3 protein-coding genes and 1 pseudogene are annotated in these 2,570 nt (G+C 61.4%); 2 read left to right on the forward strand and 2 right to left on the reverse strand.

The window, feature by feature from the left end; all coding sequences use genetic code 11:
* Nucleotides 1-692: transcriptional regulator CynR (gene cynR, locus OQK_RS26515; RefSeq protein ID WP_016775108.1), on the reverse strand; the 692-nt coding region annotated here is incomplete at its 3' end.
* 122 nt (nt 693-814) lie between these two features.
* Between cynR and cynS the strand changes: the two genes are divergently transcribed.
* Together cynS and OQK_RS26525 are read left to right on the forward strand one after the other, a co-directional pair.
* Complete coding sequence (gene cynS, locus OQK_RS26520) at nt 815-1,282, forward strand: cyanase (RefSeq protein WP_016775109.1); 468 nt, start codon at nt 815-817, stop codon at nt 1,280-1,282.
* A gap of 58 nt (nt 1,283-1,340) precedes the next feature.
* Nucleotides 1,341-2,000: a carbonic anhydrase gene (locus tag OQK_RS26525; protein ID WP_016775110.1), complete on the forward strand. Its 660-nt coding sequence runs from the start codon at nt 1,341-1,343 to the stop codon at nt 1,998-2,000.
* Between the two features lie 171 nt (nt 2,001-2,171).
* Here the strand turns inward: OQK_RS26525 and OQK_RS26530 are convergent.
* A pseudogene (locus tag OQK_RS26530) lies at nt 2,172-2,570 on the reverse strand (aldehyde dehydrogenase family protein); the annotation flags it as partial.

A 2,570-nucleotide genomic window follows, 5' to 3' on the forward strand; every position in this document is an offset into this window, starting at 1 on the left:
ACTTCCAGCAACGTACTCACCGAATTCACTTCAATCCGCACCTGCGGCGTAATCCCGTGCTCACGGAAATACTCATCCACCAATAACCGCGTAATGAAGCCCGGCGCCAGCAAGGCGAAATCCAGTGAAGCAACCTCCACCGGCGTCAACACCGAAGGGCTCTCATAGAGCGGATGCCCAGGCCCGACCATGATCCCCAGCGTCTCGGTAAACGCCGGTATGCATTCGATATCGGCATTGCGCACCGGGGTAAACGCGATCGCGACATCCAGCGAGTCATCCGCCAGCCCGGCCTCGACGTCGTCCATCGACAACTCGAAGATCTCCAGATGAATCCCGGGAAACCGTGCCCCGTAGTCGCGCACCAGTGGCCCGACCAAATACGCCATGAACGTCGGCGTCATCGCCAGGCGCAGGGTGCCGCGGGACAAGTCCTTCACGTCGTGCAAGGCGCGCTGCCCGGCCTCCAGCTCCACCAGCACGCGCCGCGCGCACTCGATGTAAGCCACGCCGGCATCCGTCGGCTTCACCGTGCGTGAGGTGCGATCGAACAGGCTCACGCCGAGGGTCTCTTCCAGTTGCCGGATCTGTTGCGACAGGGTCGGCTGCGACACGTGCAGCGCTTCGGCGGCGCGGGTGAAGCCACCGTGATCGGCAACGGCGAGCAAATAACGCAAATGTCGCAACAGCATGAGGACACCATCTATAGGCAGGGCTTATGCGAAGCATTGTATATCGGTCTTGGACGCTATGAATCGACCGGCGCAACATTGCTTCCACACACAGCAAGCCAACCCCTGAAAGGAGTGACACCATGCAACAGTCCCACGCCTACAACGACAACAACCTGGCCCTGACCACCCGCGTTCTCGACGCCAAGGCGAAAAAAGATCTGTCGTGGCAGGATCTTGCTGACGGCACCGGCCTCAGCCTGGCCTACGTCACCGCCGCCCTGCTCGGCCAGCATCCGCTGCCGGAAAACGCTGCTCGAGTGGTCGGCGACAAGCTTGACCTCAACGCCGATGACGTCGCCGCTCTGCAGATCATTCCGTTGCGCGGCAGCCTCAGCGGCGTGCCGACCGATCCGACCATCTACCGTTTTTACGAAATGATCCAGATCTACGGCACCACGCTGAAAGCACTGGTTCATGAACAGTTCGGTGACGGCATCATCAGCGCGATCAACTTCAAACTGGACATCAAAAAAGTCGAAGACCCGGAAGGCGGCTCCCGCGCGGTGGTGACCCTCGACGGCAAGTTCCTGCCGCTGCGCCCGTTCTAATGCGCCCGGCCCGCATCCTGCGTGCGGGCCATCTCATTTCTGCCACGAGGACACGCCCATGAAAGCCCTGATCGACGGCTTCCTGAAATTCCAGAACGAAGCCTTCCCGCAACGCAGCGAACTGTTCAAACATCTGGCCACGACTCAGCAACCCGGCACGCTGTTCATCACCTGTTCCGACAGTCGAGTGGTGCCTGAGCTGCTGACCCAGCAAGAGCCCGGCGAACTGTTCGTGATCCGTAACGCCGGCAATATCGTTCCCTCCTACAGCCCGCATCCGGGCGGGGTCTCGGCGACGGTGGAGTATGCGGTGGCGGTACTGGGGGTGACCGATATCGTGATTTGCGGCCACTCCGATTGCGGCGCAATGACGGCGATTGCCCAGTGCAAATGCATGGATCACCTGCCCGCCGTCAGCGGCTGGCTGCAGCATGCCGAGTCGGCGAAGGTAATGAACGAAGCGCGCGTGCATGGCAGCGACGCGGCGAAATTGAGTTCGATGGTGCGCGAGAACGTGATCGCGCAACTGGCGAATATCCAGACCCACCCGAGTGTGCGCCTGGCGCAGGAGCAAGGGCGGCTGAATCTGCATGGCTGGGTGTATGACATCGAGACCGGCTCGATCGACGCGCTCTCTTCCGATCGCCGCACCTTTGTGCCGCTGGTCGAGCAACCTGAGACTTGCGCGATCAGCGCTAAGACTTCCAACGCAGCCTGACGCCCCGGCCGATGATCGTTCCCACGCTCCGCGTGGGAACGCAGCCCGTGACGCTCTGCGTCACTGGACGCGGAGCGTCCCTAGAGGCATTCCCACGCGGAGCGTGGGAACGATCAGATCAAAAGATCGCAGCCTTCGGCAGCTCCTACACGGCACGGTCCGGGTTTCAAGTCAGCGTTTTACCGTGAGATCAACCTGAGTCATCCGGCTACGCACGGTAAACACGCCATCCCCGGAAAGAATCGCGCTGCGCGCAAACAGGCGCCCGCTCTCCCAGTTCGAAAGGCCCAGTTCCGGCTTGTTCAACGCGTACTGGCCATCGACCCAACGGGTGATGCCGTTGCCTACGAACGGGGCATTCACCGCATTGTAGAAACGCTCCTGGACCGCCGCCGCCTCGCTGATCAACGACACGGTGAATTGCGGGCTGTAGCGGTTGAAGAGCGCAATCGCCTGATCCAGATCGTCGACAATCATCAGGCTGACTTCCGGGGTTTCTTCCCATTCCCACTCGCGGCCCAGCTCCGACTCGGGCAAAGACTCGGCCAGCGCTTCGGTCTGGTAACCCTC

This window comes from Pseudomonas sp. R62, assembly GCF_000257605.1.
In the GTDB taxonomy this organism is placed as follows: Bacteria; Pseudomonadota; Gammaproteobacteria; order Pseudomonadales; family Pseudomonadaceae; genus Aquipseudomonas; species Aquipseudomonas atacamensis.